At 56.9% G+C, this 17,981-nt stretch carries 19 protein-coding genes and 1 pseudogene; 3 read left to right on the forward strand and 17 right to left on the reverse strand.

The annotated features are described in order from the left end of the window. Positions 1–17: 17 nt before the first annotated feature. The 11 genes from tssH to ABEH28_RS03210 all read right to left on the reverse strand — a co-directional run bounded on the left by tssH (position 18) and on the right by ABEH28_RS03210 (position 11,340). Entirely contained in the window at positions 18–2,615 is a 2,598-nt protein-coding gene (gene tssH / locus ABEH28_RS03160) for a type VI secretion system ATPase TssH (protein ID WP_346629079.1), read from the reverse strand. Then, positions 2,612–3,682, reverse strand: a complete 1,071-nt coding sequence (gene tssG / locus ABEH28_RS03165; protein WP_346629080.1) for a type VI secretion system baseplate subunit TssG — start codon at positions 3,680–3,682, stop codon at positions 2,612–2,614. The genes tssH and tssG overlap by 4 nt, the downstream gene beginning before the upstream one ends. Beyond that, positions 3,646–5,478 carry a type VI secretion system baseplate subunit TssF gene (gene tssF, locus ABEH28_RS03170; protein ID WP_346629081.1) on the reverse strand — a complete coding sequence of 611 codons (1,833 nt, stop codon included), beginning with the start codon at positions 5,476–5,478 and terminating at the stop codon, positions 3,646–3,648. The genes tssG and tssF overlap by 37 nt, the downstream gene beginning before the upstream one ends. Further along, complete coding sequence (gene tssE, locus ABEH28_RS03175) at positions 5,478–5,960, reverse strand: type VI secretion system baseplate subunit TssE (protein WP_065988945.1); 483 nt, start codon at positions 5,958–5,960, stop codon at positions 5,478–5,480. The genes tssF and tssE overlap by 1 nt, the downstream gene beginning before the upstream one ends. Positions 5,961–5,987: 27 nt before the next feature. Next, complete coding sequence (gene tssC / locus ABEH28_RS03180) at positions 5,988–7,490, reverse strand: type VI secretion system contractile sheath large subunit (RefSeq protein ID WP_065988946.1); 1,503 nt, start codon at positions 7,488–7,490, stop codon at positions 5,988–5,990. A 14-nt stretch (positions 7,491–7,504) separates the two neighbouring features. Continuing rightward, positions 7,505–8,038 (reverse strand): type VI secretion system contractile sheath small subunit, encoded by a 534-nt coding sequence (gene tssB, locus ABEH28_RS03185; RefSeq protein ID WP_062387737.1) that lies wholly within the window; start codon positions 8,036–8,038, stop codon positions 7,505–7,507. A 69-nt stretch (positions 8,039–8,107) separates the two neighbouring features. Beyond that, on the reverse strand, positions 8,108–8,857 hold the full coding sequence (locus ABEH28_RS03190) for a hypothetical protein (protein ID WP_065988947.1): 750 nt from the start codon (positions 8,855–8,857) through the stop codon (positions 8,108–8,110). 981 nt (positions 8,858–9,838) lie between these two features. Continuing rightward, positions 9,839–10,396, reverse strand: coding sequence for an HD domain-containing protein (locus ABEH28_RS03195; RefSeq protein ID WP_346629082.1), 558 nt, complete (start codon positions 10,394–10,396; stop codon positions 9,839–9,841). Positions 10,397–10,401: 5 nt separating this feature from the next. After that, the gene (locus ABEH28_RS03200; protein WP_346629083.1) at positions 10,402–10,740 is read right to left on the reverse strand and encodes an immunity protein Tsi6 family protein; all 339 of its coding nucleotides are present in this window, start codon (positions 10,738–10,740) and stop codon (positions 10,402–10,404) included. 32 nt (positions 10,741–10,772) lie between these two features. Continuing rightward, positions 10,773–11,036 (reverse strand): hypothetical protein, encoded by a 264-nt coding sequence (locus ABEH28_RS03205; RefSeq protein WP_346629084.1) that lies wholly within the window; start codon positions 11,034–11,036, stop codon positions 10,773–10,775. A gap of 40 nt (positions 11,037–11,076) precedes the next feature. Further along, positions 11,077–11,340, reverse strand: a complete 264-nt coding sequence (locus ABEH28_RS03210; protein ID WP_192173536.1) for a hypothetical protein — start codon at positions 11,338–11,340, stop codon at positions 11,077–11,079. A gap of 199 nt (positions 11,341–11,539) precedes the next feature. Between ABEH28_RS03210 and ABEH28_RS03215 the strand changes: the two genes are divergently transcribed. From ABEH28_RS03215 to ABEH28_RS03225, 3 genes are all read left to right on the forward strand, one after another. Then, a complete protein-coding gene (locus tag ABEH28_RS03215) occupies positions 11,540–12,268 on the forward strand; it encodes a hypothetical protein (RefSeq protein ID WP_346629085.1) in 729 nt (242 codons plus the stop codon). A 619-nt stretch (positions 12,269–12,887) separates the two neighbouring features. After that, positions 12,888–13,556, forward strand: coding sequence for a hypothetical protein (locus ABEH28_RS03220; protein WP_346629086.1), 669 nt, complete (start codon positions 12,888–12,890; stop codon positions 13,554–13,556). 307 nt (positions 13,557–13,863) lie between these two features. Then, positions 13,864–14,595, forward strand: coding sequence for a hypothetical protein (locus ABEH28_RS03225; RefSeq protein ID WP_346629087.1), 732 nt, complete (start codon positions 13,864–13,866; stop codon positions 14,593–14,595). 419 nt (positions 14,596–15,014) lie between these two features. Here ABEH28_RS03225 and ABEH28_RS03230 read toward each other — a convergent pair. The 6 genes and pseudogenes from ABEH28_RS03230 to ABEH28_RS03255 all read right to left on the reverse strand — a co-directional run bounded on the left by ABEH28_RS03230 (position 15,015) and on the right by ABEH28_RS03255 (position 17,772). Next, positions 15,015–15,276, reverse strand: a pseudogene (locus ABEH28_RS03230) (hypothetical protein). A gap of 205 nt (positions 15,277–15,481) precedes the next feature. Continuing rightward, positions 15,482–15,991 carry an SMI1/KNR4 family protein gene (locus ABEH28_RS03235; RefSeq protein ID WP_346629088.1) on the reverse strand — a complete coding sequence of 170 codons (510 nt, stop codon included), beginning with the start codon at positions 15,989–15,991 and terminating at the stop codon, positions 15,482–15,484. Positions 15,992–16,036: 45 nt separating this feature from the next. Next, positions 16,037–16,567 (reverse strand): hypothetical protein, encoded by a 531-nt coding sequence (locus ABEH28_RS03240; protein ID WP_346629089.1) that lies wholly within the window; start codon positions 16,565–16,567, stop codon positions 16,037–16,039. Positions 16,568–16,722: 155 nt separating this feature from the next. Beyond that, the gene (locus ABEH28_RS03245; protein WP_346629090.1) at positions 16,723–17,076 is read right to left on the reverse strand and encodes a hypothetical protein; all 354 of its coding nucleotides are present in this window, start codon (positions 17,074–17,076) and stop codon (positions 16,723–16,725) included. A 22-nt stretch (positions 17,077–17,098) separates the two neighbouring features. Then, on the reverse strand, positions 17,099–17,407 hold the full coding sequence (locus tag ABEH28_RS03250; protein WP_346629091.1) for a hypothetical protein: 309 nt from the start codon (positions 17,405–17,407) through the stop codon (positions 17,099–17,101). Between the two features lie 62 nt (positions 17,408–17,469). Then, a complete protein-coding gene (locus ABEH28_RS03255) occupies positions 17,470–17,772 on the reverse strand; it encodes a hypothetical protein (protein ID WP_346629092.1) in 303 nt (100 codons plus the stop codon). Positions 17,773–17,981 lie beyond the last annotated feature (209 nt).

Raw genomic sequence — 17,981 nt, forward strand, 5'->3', positions numbered from 1 at the left:
AATCAAATCAAGCCGGATCACGTGAGGCTGTAGGCGAAATCGCCGTCGCTGCTCAGTTCGATGTTCAGGCGCTGAATCGGTTTGTCCTGGGCCATGCGTTCCAGCACGTGCTGGGACAGTTCCGGCATGAGGGTCTTGGACAGAATGTTGTCGATGTTGCGTGCGCCGCTGTCGACCTCGGTGCAGCGCGCGGCGATGGCCTTGACCAGCGCCTCGTCGTAGCCGAGCACCGCCTGATGGTTGCGCTCGAAGCGCTTGCGAATGCGCTCCAGCTTCAGGGCAACGATGCGCTCCAGAATCTCGTCCTGAACCGGGTAGTACGGCACGATGGTCAGGCGCCCCAGAAAGGCGGGCTTGAACACCTGGTTCAGCTCGTCGCGCAGGTCTTCGACGATCTCGTCCGGCGTCGGCTGCTCGGTGGTGTTCAGGCAGCGTTGCATGATGCGATCGGTGCCGGTGTTGGAGGTAAGGATGATCACCGTGTTGCGGAAGTTGATCTCGCGACCTTCGCCGTCATCCAGCACGCCCTTGTCGAACACCTGGAAGAACAGCTCAAGCACGTCCGGGTGGGCTTTTTCCACTTCGTCCAGCAGCACCACGCTGTAGGGTTTGCGCCGGACCGCTTCGGTCAGCACCCCGCCTTCGCCGTAACCGACGTAGCCGGGTGGCGAGCCCTTGAGGCTGGAAACGGTGTGGGCTTCCTGGTACTCGGACATGTTGATGGTGATGACGTTACGTTCGCCGCCGTATAGGGTGTCGGCCAGCGCCAGGGCGGTTTCGGTCTTGCCGACGCCGCTCGGTCCCAGCAGCAGGAACACGCCGATGGGCTTGTTCGGGTCTTCCATGCGCGCCCGGGAAATCTTGATGCGTTTGCCGATCTCCGCCAGGGCGTGATCCTGCCCCAGCACGCGCTCGCCCAGCAGTGCCGGCAGGCGCTGCACGGTGTCGATTTCGTTGCGCAGCATCTTGCCCAGCGGGATGCCGGTCCAGCCGGAAATCACCTCGCCGATGGTGCTGCCGTCGACCAGTGCGTGGACCAGCGGCTGCTCGCCCTGAACGGCTGACAGCTCGGCGCGCACGGCGGAAATCTCGCTGACATCGGGTGTCTCGACGCTGCCCAGTTCAGCGAGTTTCTTGACCAAATCCAGCTCGCGCTGCCATTGCTGCTCCAGGGTCTCGCGGGTGTTCTGGACGCTCTGCAATTCTTCGTTCAGCGCGGCCAGACGGCGGGAGTGGTCGCTGCCTTTGGCGGCTTCTTGCTGCAGCACGGCGATCTCGGCCTGGACGTTGTCGATCTGGCGCTTGCAGTCTTCCAGCGGGCCGGGCTGCGCCGACTGCGCCAGGGCCACGCGGGCGCAGGCGGTATCGAGCACGCTGACGGCTTTGTCCGGCAACTGACGCCCGGTGATGTAGCGGTTGGACAGGCGCACGGCCTGCACCAGCGCTTCGTCCATGACCGTGACTTTGTGGTGCTCCTGCATTTTGCCGAGCAGGCCACGGAGCATGTAAATGGCTTTGTCTTCGTCCGGCTCCTCCACCTTGACCACCTGGAAGCGGCGGGCGAGGGCGGCGTCTTTCTCGAAGTACTTTTTGTATTCAGCCCAGGTAGTCGCGGCGATGGTGCGCAGCTCGCCCCGGGCCAGTGCCGGTTTCAGCAGGTTGGCGGCATCGTTCTGCCCGGCCTGACCACCGGAGCCGATCAGCGTGTGGGCTTCGTCGATAAACAGAATGATCGGGTGCAGGCTGCGTTTGGTTTCTTCGATGACCGACTTCAGGCGGTTTTCGAACTCGCCCTTGACCCCGGCGCCGGCTTGCAGCAGGCCCAGATCGAGGGTGTGAATCGCCACGTCCTTGAGCACCGACGGCACGTCGCCCTGAACGATGCGCAACGCCAGGCCTTCGACGACGGCGGTTTTACCCACGCCGGCTTCACCGGTGAGGATCGGGTTGTTCTGCCGGCGGCGGGTCAGAATGTCGACCATCTGCCGCACTTCGAACTCGCGGCCCAGCACCGGATCGACGCGACCGTCGCGGGCGCTCTGGGTCAGGTTGATGGTGTACTGATCCAGCCCCGGCGTTTTGCCGTTGCCCTGAACGGTGCGGCCATTGGCGGCTTTCGGGCTTTCCAGCGGACTGGCCAGACCCGATTCCGGGCTGCCTTCCACCAGTGCCGCAAGATTCACCCGCAGGTCGTCGGCGTTGATTTTTTCCAGCTCAGGCGCGGAGGCCACGACCACGCGGTGCAGCTCGTCATCGTCCAGCAACGCTTGAATCAGGTAGCCGGTGCGGATCTGGCTCTGGCCGAATTCGATGGATGCCAAGACCCAGGCCTGCTCGATCATCCGGGTGATGTGCGGCGACAGGGCCGGCGTGCGCGTGTTGCCTTTTTTGAAGGTGCCGAGGGCGGTGACCAACTGCGCCTGCAGGCGCTCGGGGACCACGTCGTAATGACGGAGGATCGCCGGCAGATCGTTGTCGTTGTTTTCCAGCAATTGCAGCAGCAAGTGCTCGACTTCAACGTCGTAATGATTTTCTGACAAGCACAGGGCGGCAGCGCCTTCTGTGGCTGTGCGACTGGTTTCGTTCAGTTTGGCGAACAGCGACTTCAGGTTCACAGTGAGACCCCATCAAAAGGAATATGGAAAAGAGCACAACGGGCCGGCTCGACATCGGCGCCCGGACGTTTCAACCAGCCCAGCCAGCCCAGCGCGACGTTGCCCTGCCGGCCGATCTTCGCCAGCGGCACCGCTTCGCGCTTGAGGGTCGGCGCGATCTGGAAATCCAGGTGCGCGCCAACGTAAAAACGCACCAGCTCCACCAGCTTCTGGTAGTCCTCGGTGCCGGGCTGAAAACGCTGATAGTCGGCCAGCGTCAACGGGCCGATGTCGATGCGCACGGTGGACTGGTAATCCCAGACCCGGTTGCCGACCACGGCGCTCTGCCCGAGGGCAGCATTCTTGCGGCCCAGCTGCGTGCACTGGCTGACGTCGAGCTTCAGCCAGCGCCCGGCGAACTGACGCGCCTTGAACGGCAGCGAGAAGTAAAAGCTCAGCATCACTTGCAGGTTCAGCGCGTTGCGCGGCTTCTGCGCAAACATTCCCGAGAAATAGCTGAACAGTTCCCGACGCAGCGGCGAGCCCTCAGGGCCGAATTTCTGCTTCTGCGCCTGCGGCCCAAGGCCCACCAGATGCAGCAGGTAGCGATCGAAGTTCGACGTGCCGTTGCGCTCGTACTCGATGTAAAACTTGTACTTCTGCCAGGCCTCGTAGAACAGCGTGGTCATGCGGTGCGAGAACACGTCGAGAAACGCGTGGGCAGCGTCATCGCGGTACTGAATGTGGCGTTCCAGCAACAGCTCGGTGTACGGGCGTGGCAATACGCCGGACGGCCCGACCAGCCCCATGAACGTCACCTGCACTTCGGTCAGCGGCAGCCCGGCCGCAGACACCTTGCCCTCACGCTCGAATTTCAGATCGCTGACTTCGCTCGCCGGGAAATTCAGCGACAGCTGCGAACGAAAGCGCAACGGGTCTTCATGGGGCCGCGTCTGCAGGTCCATTTGCCCGTTCCTGCTGTAATGCAGGCGGAGCAAACGCACCAACTGAAAGAATTCGAATCGGTGCGGCTCAGCCCGTGCCTGGTCGATCAGACCAGGGGTTGATCGCCGGTTCGCGGGGGCCATTGGACCACTCTCTTTTCGCGCTGCAAGGTGCGCAGGGTTAATTGGGTAAAGCTGTTGATCGAGCAGTACTGGCCGAAGAAATGGTCGAGGACCATGCCGAACAGAAACACGCCGCTGCCGGTGTACTGGCTTTCATCGAACTTGAGGGTGATGCCCACGCCGCGCACGAAGTTCGGACGCGGGTGGCCGATCCGCGCGACCACCGGCTCGCTGCTCACCGAGACAATGCCGTTGATCTGCTTACGGATCGCCGAAGTGTTGCGGTAGTTGTAGAGCGACAGCAATTCCAGCAGCACGTCGCGGCCTTTGCTGACCAGCGACATGTGGTTCAGCGACAGGTGCGAAACCAGGCGCCAGATCACGCCGTTGCCCAGTGGCACGCGCACCGACGCGGTGGGTTTGCGCAGGCAGCGGATGTCGTCGATGACCGAGCCTGCCGGGACGCTGAAATCCCCGCGCGCGCCACCGAAGGGCAGCAGCGAAGGCAGGTCCCGGTTGCTGCAGGTCAGGCGGATGCTCAAGGTATCGCTGGCCGAGTTGATCAGCTCCAGATCTCGGTCAACCACACGAATGAACATGTCGGTGCCGTCCCGTTGTCGGCTCTGAGAGGGGCGTCGGCGGGCGATCCAGAAGCTGTTGCCCGGACCCTGATCGGCGCGCGGCTCGAAGAACGGATGACAGCTGCTGACCTGCTCCAGGCCGCCGACTTTCTTGACCCGGCGCACGCGGTCAATGGACACCACCTCGGCTGTGTTTTGCATGCGCACGTCCGGGATGATGGCGTATTCATGCTGAGCATGGGTCAGGGTGATCGGCTCGGCCTGCTGGCGGAACAGGTTGATGATCGGCGTGCAGTTGAGCTTGAAGTTGGCGCGGCCGATGTTCTGGGTCAGACGGGCCAGGCGGTCGTGCAGGTCGTAGTCGGAAAAGTAGAAATTGATCTCGACCTTGCCCAGCTTCTTGCCCGCCAGAATGCGGCGGAAACCGGACAGGTCGAAGAACATGAACTTGTCCGGGAAGGTGAAGTATTCGTGCAGCAGCCGGTAGCCGAGGAACGAGCGCTCCGAATAATCCACCAGCCCTTCATCCAGACCGTAACCAACCGCTTTCAGCGCGTCGGCCGGCAGGGCCACTTCGCGTATGCGGCCTTCGTCCTCGAAGGTCAGCGTGGCTTTGGCCAGGTTGTTGAAGAGCAATTCGTACAGCTGCAGCATCAGCGTGCTTTCGCCGTCGAGGAAGAAGCGCAACGAGTCCAGCTCCATCTGACCGAACAGCACGTCGGAGGTCGCCGTCAGGCCGATGCGCAAGCGCGCCACCAGGTCCGCGCTATGGCCGTTGAACGCCGAGCGTTCCATTTCAACGAACGAAGCCTGCTGCACGCTGATCGGCCACAGGTCGACCGGGTAGCAGGTGCGGAACTTGCACACCACGCTGTCGATGGGGGTGGCGTGGATCTCGGTGTGACGGGCGACACGATAGGCGTCGGTGACTTTCTCGTTCTTGCCCAGGGTGAACTCGACGATGGACATCGACGGGGTAGGGCGCAGGTAGTGCGGGTACAGCACCTCAAGGAACGACTCGACGATTTCCGGAAACTCGTCATCGAGCTTCTTGTGCACCCGTGCCGCGAGAAACGAAAACGCCTCGATCAACCGCTCGGTATGAGGGTCCTCGCAGTTATCGCCCTCGATGAGCAACCGCGAGGCGATTTTCGGGTACTGGCTCGCGAACTCCTGGCCCAGAAAGCGCAGGTGCGACAGTTCCTTTTCGTAATAGGGGAGCAGGTCGTCGAGCATCAGTTGAGGTTCTGTACTGTGTATTCCTGGGTATTGACCTGCAACACCGCGTCAAAGGAAACCTGACGGGAGATGTCTTGCAGGCGCAGTACGGCGTCAACGCGAAAGGTCAGCATGCGTTGGCCGGTTTGTTGTGCGAGCAGTTGTACCTTGACGCTGCGAAAGCGCCGGTCGCCGTCGGAAATCGCTTTCTCCAGCTGCTGCTGAATCAGGTAGCGGTCCTGCGGGTCGAGCACGCTTTTGCTGGTGAAATCGGGCATGCCGTAGTCGAGGATCGTCCCGGGCAGTTGCGGGAAACCGGCGAGCTCGCCAGCCACCAGGGACTGACGGGTGTTCACCAGGATTTCCAGGTCCCGCACGATGCTGGCCTTGTAATCGGCCAGCGAACACAAGCGTTGCGCCGAGGCTTCAACGGACTGGTGCGGACGGTCGTCCAGCAACCGGTCCAGCAGTGACGGCAACAGCTTGTGTTGGCTACTCATGTTGCCTCCCTGGCAGACCCGATTCGGTTAACCGCGTGTGGATTGCGGCAGTTCGGCGACCAGTCGCAGCGACGCCGTCAGTTCATCCAGTTGGTAGTGCGGACGCAGGTACGTCACGGCCTTGTACACACCCGGCTTGCCCGGTACTTCGAAGACTTCAGCACGGGCTTCACGCAGCGGGAACTTGGCCTTGGCCTCCTGACTGGCGGTGTCGTCGAGCAGCACGTAGCTGGACAGCCACTTGTTGAGGAACATCTCGACGTCTTTGCGCGAAGCGAAGCTACCGACCTTGTCGCGCATGATCGCCTTCATGTAGTGAGCGATGCGCGAGGTGGCGAAGATGTACTGCAACTGCGCCGAGAGACGGGCGTTGGCATTGGCGATGTCGGTGTTGTACTGCTTTTGCTTCTGCGTCGACTGGGTGCCGAAGAACGCCGCGTAGTCGGTGCCCTTGCAGTGCACCAGCGGAATGAAACCGAGGTCGGAGAGCTCTTTCTCGCGGCGGTCGGTGATGGCGATTTCGGTCGGGCACTTGAGGGCAATTTCGCCGTCATCGGTCTTGAACGTGTGGGTCGGCAGACCTTCCACCAGACCGCCGCCTTCCACGCCACGAATCGCCACGCACCAGCCGTAGCGCGAGAACGCATCGGTGACCCGAGTGCCCAGCGCATAGGCAGCGTTCATCCACAGGTATTTGTTGTGGTCGCGGCCATCGACGCTTTCGACGAAGTTGAATTCTTCGACCGGCGTGGTATCCGGGCCATACGGCAGGCGACCCAGCACGTGGGGCAGGGTCAGGCCGACATAACGGGAGTCTTCGGAATTACGGAAGGACTTCCACTTAGCGTATTCGACGGTGTCGAAGATCTTCGCCAGGTCGCGCGGGCCGGACATGTCGGTGAACGAGTCCCAGCCAAACAGCTCGGGCGACGCCGCCGAAATGAATGGCGCGTGGGCCGCGGCGGCGACGTGGGAGATCTCTTCGAGCAGGTACATGTCTTCCGGGTTACGGTTGAACTCGTAATCACCCAGCAGCATGCCGAATGGTGCGCCACCAAAGGTGCCGTACTCTTCTTCGTAAATCTTCTTGAAGAGCGCGCTCTGGTCGAATTCGGACGAGGCCTTGAGGTCACGGACCAGGTCTTTCTTCGACGCATTGAGCAGGTGAATCTTCAGCGTGGTGCTGGTCTCGGTCTGGTCGACCTGGTATTTCAGACCACGCCAGGACGCTTCCAGCTGCTGGAATTCACGGGCGTGCATGATCTCGTTCATCTGCTCGGAGAGCATCGAATCGATCTCGGCGATGCGCGCATCGAGCACGGCGATCAGGTCTTTGCTTGGCGTCATTTCGCCTTCGAGCACCTGGCCCACCAGCTCGCCGATCAGATCACGGGTACGGGTGCGTTCGGTTTCGGAGCGGGCAACACGGCTTTCGGAAATGATGCTGTCGAGCAGCGAAGACTGCGGGGCGAAGTTTTCCACTTCAACCAGATCAGTGTCCTGCTGGGCCACGGTTTGTTTGTCGTTCATGGTCGTGCTCCTGCTTACTCTTTGGCGTCGGTGGCGGGAACGGCGGCTTCACGACCGAATTCCTTGCCCAGCGTTTTCAGCTTCTCGGTGTTCTGCAACACGTCCATCAACAGCTCTTCAAGCTTGTCGTTGCCGCCCATCTTGTTGCGCAGATCGGCAAGCTTGTTGCGCACTTCCAGCAGCTTGCGCAGCGGCTCGACTTGCTTGACCACGTTCTGCGGTTCGAAGTCTTCGAGGGCGTTGAAGTTGAGCTCGACGCCCAGCTGCGTGCCGTTCTTGGCCAGCGTGTTGTCGACGCGATAGGCCAGGCGCGGCTTGATGCCTTTGAGCACGCCATTGAAGTTGTCGCGGTCGATGAAGATGAATTTGCGATCCTTGAGCTTGGGCAGTGGCTCAAGGGGGTTGCCGGAAAAATCGCCCAGCACGCCGACGACAAAGGGCAGCTCTTTCTTTTCCTGAGCATCGCCGATGTCGACGTCGTAGGTGATGTGGACCCGAGGGGCGCGAACGCGGTCGAGTTTGTGCTGGGTACTTTCCTTCTTCGCCATCGTGTTCTCCTGTGCGAGCAACTCGCTGCAAGTCATTTTGCGTGTCGGCTCGACGTTGAGCCGAGTGCTTTACAGTCCTTCGATCGTCATCAGCAGGCGCTGACGAATCTCATCTTTCATGTCCATGATGCTGTCCTGGCCCACCAGTTCTTCAAAACTGGCGTTCCCGGCAATCTGCGTGCTGCTGCGAATGACCGAGTCGTCCGGCAGCGTCGAGCGCACCGGGGAGCTGATCACGCAGAACGGCAGGTCGCCAAAATCCTTCAGTCGCTCAAAACTCACCGGAAACCGCAGGCCGTCAAACAAACGCCCAAGGCCCGGTGATTTGCTGACGCAGTAAAACAGCACCAGGTAGTGCACGACGAAACGGTACAACTCGGCGCTGCTGCGGTTGGGGTCTTTGATGACGCTGCGAAAGCGCGCCAGGTCAAAGGAGTTGAACCCGATCACCCAGCGCGTCGGGCTGGTGATGCGGATGGTCTGACCGCTGTCGGCCAGGACCTTGTCGTATTCCAGCGGAAACAGCTCGGGTGTGGTGCTGATCAGGTTCAGCGGCACTTCCATCTCATTGACCAACTGGAACGGAGACGCCGAACCAATCCTGTCGTACAGCTCTTTGAGTTCCTTGAAGTGATGCTGGGTCTCCCGACCACTGCTGCGCTGGGCACCCTGGAGGTACTCACCAAACAGATTCTGCGGACGAATCAGCAGCGCCAGCGTGGCCAGGTAATCGGACGCCTGTGCTTTAAGCACGTCGGAAATAGCCCGGGTCTGGCTGCGCAGCTTTATGAGTGCTTCTACGTCAAACGTTTGAGTCATTGGTACATCGTCCCTGAACCCTTCTCAACAATGCGGCGAATGCGGCGAAACATAGTGAAGAGATCGCGTCGCCCGGCTGGCACACCTTCTCGAAAAGCTGATTCGGATGAAAGTCATCCCGAAAACTCAATGCGAAGGTTAGGCACATGAAACGTGGCCGAACACCGATAGCTAGTAGCCAGCAGTGTCAGCTCAGGCAGTTAATTGTGTGGGAAAGTTCCTACAGACGCGAAGTTTTTCTCACATTTGATACAGCTCGCAATGATGTCTCAAGGCTACTAGGGGACTTTATGGGGTGGTCGGAATGGCTCTAGCCCTTGTGGATCAAGGGCTGCAGGGTTTTATTGGATCCCTTCGGCAGGTGTAAAGAAAAGCGCGGAAAGGTGAACCGGTTCACCTACTGATCTGAACTAAGCGGGCAACTAAGGAAAATGAGTGGAAACGAGTGGGGCGGAGGGGGTGGCAAGTCTCGGGATTTTTTTGCGGAAATTGGATTTTTTCGGGGGAGGGGTGATGTAGTTTGCGCAGGTTCGGCTTGAGTCTTTGGCTTGGGTCGAACGTGTTTTTGGGGACGGTATTTATCAAGGAGCGTGGCTATGCAAATGCGAGGTTGGTTGAGGGCGATTCTGGGGCGCGAGGGACGGGTGGAGGAGGTTGTGCCAGGGTCGAAATTGCGTCTGGCCCATAGCTCAAGCCGGGCGCTGAGTGAAGGGCTGACTGGACCCTTTGGGCTAGACCGCTTCGCGAGCAAGGCCCGACTGGTCTCATGTGGGCCACAGATCTGGGACACACTGCAGATTCTGTGGGAGTGAGCTTGCTCACGAAGAGGCCGGTGCACTCAGCAGATATCCGTCGGCTGGAATACCATTCGCGAGCAAGCTCGCTCCCACGGCATGGTGGGCTGACCCGATATGTTGGCCAGTTTCGGAAAACTTGTGGGAGTGACCGGAGTGGCGCTTCACCTTGCTCACGTAGAGGTCTTCAGATGTCCCGCTGCTCATCGACGTACCAGGATTTGTAGCGCGCCATGGCATCGGTGAGTCGGCGCTTCAAATAGTCATTGGTATGCCCAAGCGCTGCCAGGATCTGCGCAGATTCCTCGTGATAGGACGCGCGCTTTTCCAGCGACCACGTCGATGGCGCGGATTGGAGATTGGTGATCCGGTCGCATAACTTGATCGCTGCCGCTTCCCGGGAATGCGCGGCGATCGCCTGGAAATAGCGCTCGTCCGAGAACGGCACGATCAGGTTCTTGCTCAGGCAGGCGACAGTCGATGCGACAACGGCGCCGAACACTTCAGCCAATGCCTCCTCCGAGATCGCGGTGTCCTCGATCACGTCGTGCAGCAGCGCGGCGGGCATCGCGATGGACAGATCCCCGATGTCACTTTCGCGGTCCGCGAAAATCAACTCGTTGGCGACCATGGCGACATGGGTGCTGTAGGGCAGATTTGACCCCTTCATCATCTGCCCGACGTGGGCGTGGGAGGCGAACAGCCAGGCTTTGTTGTAGAGGTGCTGCAGGTCGGTGGACGGCAAACGTTTTACTCCTGAAGTGGGGGGGCTGGGCGGTGCAGGCTTTCGAGGGGCTGGCCGTCTGGGAGTCGAATTTTCAATCCGCGACCGATCTGGCTGCCGATGTAGTAAGCGATGCCGAGTGCATCAGCAAGGTCCGGATCCGTCTCTCCGAACTCCTTCCCGGCCAACGCGCCAATGGTCAGTCTGTGCAGGCGGCTCTTGTCTTTTTCGGTGCCCAGCAAGACGTTTCTGATGAAGTCGAGCTGGATCAGCGCGCTTGCGTAAAGTGGGAACGCTGGACACGATGCCTCCCTCTGGCGCGTGATCGCAATGGCTTCATCGATGTAGTCGATGGCTTTTTTCAACGGGTCGTTTCCCTGTCGTACGGAGCCGTTTGCTAGATCGCGGTGCCTCTGTTCAAACCTGGCTTTTGCATCAGTAATTCGTCCAGCTCTTGTCGGCGGCAGCGGTTGACGAATTGAACCGCTGAGGCGAGATCGTGGTGGAAGCGTTCGAACATTTGTTGGTCTATTGCGTAATATTCTTCGTAGTCCACAAAGCCGCTGCTTACCGGAAATGATACGTAGAACTGGCCTGAGGTTTCTTCGACTCCCAGGGAGAACATTTCTTCTCGGTTTACGTGGATCCGGGTGAATTTCATGCTGAGGTACCTAACGATGGTCTTTGGATTCGCCGCAATGCTAGCAAGCGAAGCCTCGTTTCGAGCCTGGCTTTTGCATCAGCAACTCGTCCATCTCTCGCCGACGGCAACGGTTGACGAATTCAAGCGCTGAGGCGAGATCGTGGTGGAAGCGTTCGGACATCTGTTGGTCTATTGCGTAATATTCTTCGTACTCGATCAAGCCGTTGAAAACAGGGAAAGCCACAAAGAACTGGCCTGAGGTTTCTTCGATGCCAAGACAGAACCTTTCTTCTCGGTTTACGTAAGTGTCGCTGAATGTCATCGTTCGTAGGGCTCCAGTTTGCTTGCTAAAGCAGCTTTAGCGCTGCCTCATTATGCAATATCTGATAAAGCTCGCTGCGCAAAGCTTTACACAGGTTGGTTGTCGTTGAGCAAGGCGGTGCGAATGAGGTCGAGTTTTTGTCTGGTCAACCGTCAGTGATCGACGATGAATGTATGTGCTTATGGGCTAGGGAACGGTAATGATTGATGCGCATAATCTCAAGAAGGTCAGTTGGACATTGCTAACATTCCTTTTATCCATGATGGCCCTAGGTCCATCAAATCTTGAATTTTTCTGGCATCTGTACCTCGTGGTGGCGCTGCTGGCGATTCTGTGGACTCTCTACCTGGTTTATTTTTGTGAGAGATTTACCGTTTATATGATCTCGCTGGTCGTGGCGTTTTTAGGCGCGTTTTGTTCACCAGTCTGCTCGGTCGCGTATCTCGCAGCAGGAAGCATCTGGGGCAAAGAGGGTCTTCTGCCGTTATTGCTAGGGTGCGCCCCGGTTGGTATCACGCTGCTGACCTACTATGCACTGGCCAGAGGTAGATCATCCTTTCATCCGTTCGAATATGACGGGCTAAAAGTTCAGCCGAGGTATGAGAATAGACAGCGATCAGTTGCCTCGTATAATCCCGTGTTAGTTGCCGGGGCTACAACCTTGGCGGCAAGTATTACTATAAATTCACTCGGCCATTTAACTGCTGCAATGGTCGCTATGGTTGGACTGCAGGCGTTTTGCATCGCCGCGTTGTTTCACGCTCGGCACATCATCAGGGGGCTACGCGCGCTCCGCCTTCAAGAACAATCAATGCCTACGCCCTACACGTTCATGCAAATTGACCAAATTCGCGAAGCGCGGAGGCGCTGGTATTTGAGCAGATGGTTCACGTCGATCGCGGCTTGGAGGGTGTCGCAGGATGACTGATTGCTCGATGATTCGTCTCGACTTGGTTTGGTGGGTATCTCGCATCGCTGATTTGTGAACGGTTATAGCGACGGAAACGGCGCGGTGTGGGTTGACGTCATCCGATAGCCAGGCGGGATGGAACCGGAAGGCAGTTGCAGGGCAGAAGCCAGTGCCCATTCGCCGATGCGTGCGCGTCTAACACATTTCGACAATCCAGAGACCGTTTGGCTGCGCAGTCTTCCTGCAACGAGGCGGACTGCTGGAACTCCCAAGCACGATACTCAACGCTGCGCAAAATCGACTCACCGGGTTGACAGGGAGATGCTCAAAAGTGTCTCCTTTCTCGCGGTGACGCCTGTAACGATTCTGAGACTGTGACCTCCTTCGTAATTTATGCGCTGCGAAGATATGAGAGGTCCGACTTCCTGAATACTTTTCGCAGCCGGTTGCAAGGCTTGGAATTCAACTACGGGGACAGTTGCCGCCGATTGCAATTTTTTTGCTCGAAAAGCTATCGCTCGCTACAAGCGTTGATAGTGCGACCGGGAATTCATCATTAATGTGCAGATTGGAGTTATCTGGTTCAATGAATACGATGTATGATCCAGACCCGCGTACAATCAAACGAGGTCCCCTATTGACCTTTCTGTTTGTCGTGGGCGCAGGTGCGTTTGGGCCTGCTAACTTTCCTGAATGCACTTGGCTATATTTCGGTTTCGTGGCCTTATTCTTTTTATATATTCTCTATATGATTTACTGGTGTGAAAGTTTCACATCTTTCACGCTCGGCATGTTTTCGTCATTTGTATTCTCATTTGGCGTCGCTGCGGCGGGTCTAGCCCATGTCGCGCTTGTCGTAGATTTGCACGCTTCGAGATCCCAGGCTGCCGTTGCAAATATAGGGCTCGTGGCGTTGATGGGATTGATCTACGCATTTGTCTATTTTTCTCCTCGTAAGAGTTTTCCTTTTCAAACCGATGGGAACAAGGTTTCACGTGTCGCTATGCGAAGCAGTCATTACAGTCCCGGCCTCATTGCAGGTGTTGGTACTGTGGTATCAGCTCTTTTGATCAACTCTGTGTCATCACTGACGTCTAGCGCCGTCGCTGTGTTGGGCGTCTTTTTTTGCTGCGTTGCCCTCATGCTTTATGAACGTGATGCGATTAGCGGCCTGCGCACCCTCCGTTCTCGGGAGAAGTCCATGCCTGCTCCATTCACCTTCAAGCGAATCGACGAGATCCGTAAAGCCCGCAGCCGTTGGTGGATCAGTAGATTGTTCAAGTGGATTAGTTCCCGGCACCAGTGACCAGGTGCATGATTAAAGGTAATTCTGCGCACGCTGAATTGTCTCTTCGCGTATTCACCCAAGGGGTAAAGGAGATTTACATGATCATGCACCTCGCATCGTTTCTCGCGCCGCAGAACGTACAGCTGATCGCGTCCAGGCTCTGCCAATCCGAAACCGCCGAGTTGCGCGCTGTCGACAGACGCAGGATCTCTAGCCAATCAAAGTCTGTGCTTGAGGGTATGGGTTGGGTTGGAATATTTATTGATCCATGGGTTGAGGCAAACCGATAAAGAATGCGTTGAAGCGTTGAAAGGGATACTGGCTGATGATTTTGGACTCCGATTATCTCAAGCACGGTGCTTGGGTCTCGTTTATCGCACTTGTCTTTTCCATGGCTATCGGGCTCTCTGCGGTTCCGCTCTTCTGGCCAGCCTATATTCTGGTTTTTCTCTTGAAACTTAGCTGGTTTCTCTACCTGATCTATTTTTGTGAGAGGTTTACATTTTATTTGTGGTCAGTCCTAGCCAGTGTGCTGAGCTTCTTGATCATACTAGCAGGCAGTGCCGCTTACGCTTCCGCTGCCGACGTGTGGGGCCCGGCAAGTGCCGAGGCATTCATTGCAGGATTGTTACCCGTGGCTTTAGTATTTTTTACTTATTTTATAATTGCGCGCACAAAACCGTCGTTTCATCCGTTTGAATACAGTGGAAACAAGGTAAAGGTAGTGCCGAGAATTAGTCAGAGTAAGTCAGCAAGGTATCCGGCTGCGTTGTTGGCTGGTGCCTCCACATTAGTCGCGAGTATCTTCGTCAAAATCTTTGGGGTACCCGCAGCGGGAGTTGTTGGTGCGGTCGTCCTGACGACCTGCGCTTTAGTGATTCTTTACCACCTGCGTCATTCAGTTAGAGCGCTGCGCACGTTGAGCATAAAAGAAAAAACCACATCAGGGCGCTACACGTTTATGGAAATCGACGGCATCCGCGAAGCGCGCGGTAGGTGGTGGATCAGTAGATTTTTCACCTGGGTTGGCTCTAGGTGCGCCTCGACGGACGCCTAGGCCATTCGGGGTATGGTAGCCCGTATTTCCCAGTACTTTCGGCAGGTACCCGGTACAAACGGGATTCCGGCAATCGGCTCTACAAGAATGCTGGAGTAACTATAGTTGATTTTGTTTCCCACTTGACGTAGCTAGTAGGCCGTCTGGCTCTGTAGTGCCCTCTGGATCTAGTGAATCCTCATGAAGACCTTGACCCTGAACCTGCGGCGCCGCCGCGGTAGGGTAGATCACTAAATGTGTACCTGATGTCGGGCCAAGTTCACGAGTGGCCATGGCTATGTCACCTTTAGGGATGATTTACACATGAGCCTCGACCACCTTTGTCGTTGGCATCGTAAATGACTTGGGAGAGAGTAGCCTTGCTGCTAAGCGTTTCCGGTCCTCAAGACGCTGCCATATTCGTGAATTGATTCGGCGAGTTATATAGCTTCCCCTCGTCTAGTTCCGGGCTTCTGTATGAGCAACTCGTCCAGCTGTCTGTTGCGGCATTTGGTAACGAACGTCAGTGCGGCATTCAGATCACTTTGGAATAGATCAAGCTGCGCGATCAATTTCGTAATATTCTTCATACTCAATCATGTCATTTCTCACCGGAAATGAAGCATAGAACTTTCCTGAAAATTCTTCTATTCCTAGTGAGAAGCGCTTTTCGCGATTGAAGTGAATATCTGTAAATTTCATAAGGTCCTCTGCGATAGATCAGTCTTTAAAATTCGATCCGCGGATACCTCTTATTGATGCCGGCAGGTGTCCTCGATCACGTTGTGCAGAAGCGCGGCAGGTATCGCGATGGACAGATCACCGATTTCACTTTCCCGGTCCGCGAAAAATCAGTTCGTTCACGCTCACCATGCCACCTGGGCGAGCCGCCCTAAAGAGTGATATCTCAGAAGGACAAATCGATGCTGACGATCTGATTACTCTTTTCCAACGCTTCGCTATCGCTTGTCTCGTTTGGCGTTAACCTGTTCAGGAAGTCTTCCAGACTGGAAGAAATCAAGACATATCCCCGGTCGACACCCGCCGCGTCATGTGCCCAGTAATGAACGGCCCCAGTTGCTTTAGCAATGCAAAACTGGTCGCCCGCGGGCGATTCGCCGAAGGTGTAGGTCTTGTCGGGGATTCGGCCGGAATACATGTTGTTCCTCTGGAAGATGTTGTATCCGTCGGGTGATAGGCCATAGATGATGTCCAGGTCGTAGGTCCCGGTCTGGCTCACGAACTGGGCACCTCGGGTGAAGACTACTGCTCCGCCTAGATCGGAGGAGAGATCCACCAATAGATCCTCAATCTCAATGACACATCCCTCCTGCAGAGGTTCGTCAATCTGGCGAGAGGTTGGGCTTGCGCAATGAGCACCGAGTACCTCAGACATTCTTTTGCTGATTGCTCTCATGTTACCGCTCCTGACCCGATGACCCAGTGCCAATCCTTCAAATGATTATGCTCCATCAGGAACGGAGTCAGGGCAGTTAAGCTTGTCCCGGACGTGGTGTGCTGTGCGCACCAAGGGATCCCACAAGCCTGCCTCGCTGTTCCAGGCAGCGCCTGCCCAACGTTGGTCGGCGGTCAACTCAGCCCTGCGTTCGACCAAGCGTCGTTTGAGGATATCTGAGACGGCACTCAAATCAATCTTGGGCAGCGCTGCATATGGCCCGTCTGGCTGCGCTTCTTTATTCGCGAGGCAGTAGCAGTAGCACCAGATCCAGCTTTGAGCCATATAGATCGCCCGATTTTGATCTAAATAATGGTTGAGCAGTTTCAGCAAAGCCTGAACAAAACTCGCTGAGAATGAAGCGTTACGGGCGTTAAATTGCGGCATGAACAGCCGATCGAAAGCGACGACAACATTCTGAGGGTCGGCGTTGTCGTCTTTGGTCTCGAGAAAATAAAAGGGCTCGCCTGCGAGGAATCTGTCGAATTCATCGTGATGCAATGCAAGCTCAAGTACGTTGGCAGGTTCCTTGTTCATTCAATTCTCCATCGTGAGCGTGTGGCGCGTAAACGAGGGTGATTTACGGCGTGGTCTGCGCGGGCTGCTTAATTGGAGGGAGACTACATCAGTTAGGTCGCTTCGAAGGCGTGTTCGGCTTCGATAATGATAAGACCTAGTGACAGGTTGTAAGGCTACTGATCAGTAATGACTCTAGCCATCCCTAGCGTACGATGGCTGATCAGTTCTGGAATTTCGCCTCGCAAAATCAGGTGCAAAGCCTTCAGTAATTCTGCTTTGAAACGATTGAGCTGATCTACGGTGGTGATCTCAACAATCGCCTGCGGCCGCTCAGTCAGGGTGCAGTCAATGGCACAAATGGCCGCTTCTATTTTTTGTTTGGCAGTTTCTCTGCGGTTCATCGTGGTGGCGTCCTGCATGACTTTTCTTCCGTTTTCAAGATTCAGAAGCTCCCCGGCCCACGTGACCAAAACTGCCGGCAGCATACCGGTGACGTGCGCCGGTTGGGGAGAGCGGGCGTTGCTCAAGCCAACCGAACGCCATCAGCGCCTAGTCGTTTTGAGACATGAATTCACGCATCCATTTCAGGGCCGGCGTTTCTCCTCCCGTGAGCTCAATGCAAAAAGTAGCAAACGCCTGCTCAAGCGCTTCGTACGCCTGGAGGCCTCGCTCGCTGAACCTGTATCGCCCCGGAATCTGGCCCCACTCCCAAGGCGTCGTAATCGCCCCTTCCATGACGAGCTTTAGCAGAGGCTTCAGTTCAGCGTATAGCTCCGCTGCCTCAGCATCGAGATCGGCATACGCCTTGAGATGGGTTTCCAGGTTGAGTGCTGCAGCGTGAAGCTTGTTGTTACTCATGGTGAGTTCCTTCGCATGCAGCTGTGCGTGCAAATCTTTTGTAGATAGTGAGCTCGAACGTGTTACTTGCCGCGTCTCGCTTTGAAGGCTTTGAGAGCGTCGGATTCGCCGCCGGTAAGCTCAATGTAGAACGCAGCGTATGCTTCGGACAAATCACTGTAGCCTTGGAGATGGGTCTCCGAGAGCAGCCTGTAGCCTGGGATATCTCCGATTTCCACCGCCTGAAGAATGCTGCATCGCTCGGCCCGCTCGATAAGGTCCTGAAGCGAACCCGATAGTAACGCTGCGGCAGGGTCAACGACTGCGCATTTATCTAGCGTGCGCTGCAGCTCACGCGCCGATGCCTGGAGTTTGTTTTTATTCATCGCGGCCCTCTTCAAAACTGCCTTCCTGCGCATTACAAAAGCTGACCCTGCTGGTCAGCGCTCCGCGGCAAGTTGCCGGTCTAAACGGGATTTCAGTCATCCTCTAGCCCTCGCTGCTCAAGTGGTGTTGAAGCGAGCCGCCACGGCTCTGCTGATGGTTGGGTAACCGCACCTTCGTGGCGTTCGGGCCGCAGTCCGCAGGCTGTGAT

Origin of the sequence: Pseudomonas sp. Ps21-P2 (assembly GCF_039672565.1) — a bacterium.
Lineage (GTDB): Bacteria > Pseudomonadota > Gammaproteobacteria > Pseudomonadales > Pseudomonadaceae > Aquipseudomonas.

Bases quoted from the DNA above. Each gene is read 5' to 3' on its own strand.
- tssG (WP_346629080.1), bottom strand. From the start codon at position 3,682: ATGGCCCCCGCGAACCGGCGATCAACCCCTGGTCTGATCGACCAGGCA.
- tssF (WP_346629081.1), bottom strand. From the start codon at position 5,478: ATGCTCGACGACCTGCTCCCCTATTACGAAAAGGAACTGTCGCACCTG.
- tssE (WP_065988945.1), bottom strand. From the start codon at position 5,960: ATGAGTAGCCAACACAAGCTGTTGCCGTCACTGCTGGACCGGTTGCTG.
- tssC (WP_065988946.1), bottom strand. From the start codon at position 7,490: ATGAACGACAAACAAACCGTGGCCCAGCAGGACACTGATCTGGTTGAA.
- tssB (WP_062387737.1), bottom strand. From the start codon at position 8,038: ATGGCGAAGAAGGAAAGTACCCAGCACAAACTCGACCGCGTTCGCGCC.
- ABEH28_RS03190 (WP_065988947.1), bottom strand. From the start codon at position 8,857: ATGACTCAAACGTTTGACGTAGAAGCACTCATAAAGCTGCGCAGCCAG.
- ABEH28_RS03205 (WP_346629084.1), bottom strand. From the start codon at position 11,036: ATGAAATTCACCCGGATCCACGTAAACCGAGAAGAAATGTTCTCCCTG.
- ABEH28_RS03210 (WP_192173536.1), bottom strand. From the start codon at position 11,340: ATGACATTCAGCGACACTTACGTAAACCGAGAAGAAAGGTTCTGTCTT.
- ABEH28_RS03215 (WP_346629085.1), top strand. From the start codon at position 11,540: ATGATTGATGCGCATAATCTCAAGAAGGTCAGTTGGACATTGCTAACA.
- ABEH28_RS03225 (WP_346629087.1), top strand. From the start codon at position 13,864: ATGATTTTGGACTCCGATTATCTCAAGCACGGTGCTTGGGTCTCGTTT.
- ABEH28_RS03235 (WP_346629088.1), bottom strand. From the start codon at position 15,991: ATGAGAGCAATCAGCAAAAGAATGTCTGAGGTACTCGGTGCTCATTGC.
- ABEH28_RS03240 (WP_346629089.1), bottom strand. From the start codon at position 16,567: ATGAACAAGGAACCTGCCAACGTACTTGAGCTTGCATTGCATCACGAT.
- ABEH28_RS03250 (WP_346629091.1), bottom strand. From the start codon at position 17,407: ATGAGTAACAACAAGCTTCACGCTGCAGCACTCAACCTGGAAACCCAT.
- ABEH28_RS03255 (WP_346629092.1), bottom strand. From the start codon at position 17,772: ATGAATAAAAACAAACTCCAGGCATCGGCGCGTGAGCTGCAGCGCACG.